This is a genomic window from Nonomuraea antimicrobica (assembly GCF_039536965.1).
GTDB lineage: Bacteria > Actinomycetota > Actinomycetes > Streptosporangiales > Streptosporangiaceae > Nonomuraea > Nonomuraea antimicrobica.
On sequence record NZ_BAAAZP010000229.1, the window covers coordinates 1 to 769 of the forward strand.

At 72.2% G+C, this 769-nt stretch carries 1 protein-coding gene and 1 pseudogene; both read right to left on the bottom strand.

Annotated features, from left to right (window positions below; genetic code table 11):
* Positions 1–314: pseudogene (locus tag ABD844_RS48590) on the bottom strand (L-talarate/galactarate dehydratase); the annotation flags it as partial.
* A 7-nt stretch (positions 315–321) separates the two neighbouring features.
* A partial coding sequence (locus ABD844_RS48595) for an enolase C-terminal domain-like protein (protein WP_344895447.1) occupies positions 322–769 on the bottom strand: 448 nt, incomplete at its 5' end.

Consider the following 769-nt stretch of genomic DNA (forward strand, 5'->3'; position numbering starts at 1 on the left):
GCCACCCCCGACCTGCCCACCGACGCCCCGGCCCACAACAACGACTCGTACACCCTGCCGGCATCCGACGGGTCCTGCCCGATCAGGTTCGCGCCGACCTCCTCCGCGTGCGCGTACTGCGCCCGCGTCCCGGCCCTGGTCGTGTACGAGAACCCCAGCCCCTCCACCCCCTCCCGAGTGGTGATCTCACAGGTCAGCACGTCGATCCGGGACAGCGGCCGCTGCCGCCCCGTGGCCACCTTGGCGTCGCTCACCGCGTACGCGAGCGGGACGGCGTACCGCCCGAACCGTACTGACGCGATCCGGTCACCCACGCCCGTCTCACGCCTTCCCGAACGCGACACTGTCCACCACCCACGCGCGGCACTGCTCGCTGAGCGTGAACCCGAGCCCCGGCCGGTCCGGGACGATCATCCGCCCGTCCCGCGTCTCCAGCCGCTCGTTGAAGAGCGGGTTGAGCCACTCGAAGTGCTCGACCCACGGCTCGCGCGGGTAGGCGGCGGCCAGGTGGAGGTGGATCTCCATGGCGAAGTGAGGGGCGAGCTGCAGCCCCGCGTGATCGGCGAGCGTGGCCAGCCGCAGGAAGGGGGTGATGCCGCCGACGCGGGGGGCGTCCGGCTGGATGATGTCGGCGGCGCGGGCCTCGATGAGCCGTACGTGCTCGGCGACGCTGGTGAGCATCTCCCCGGTGGCGATAGGCGTGTCGAGGGCGGCGGCGAGCTGCGCGTGCCCCTCGGCGTCATAGGCGTCCAACGGCTCCTCGATCCAC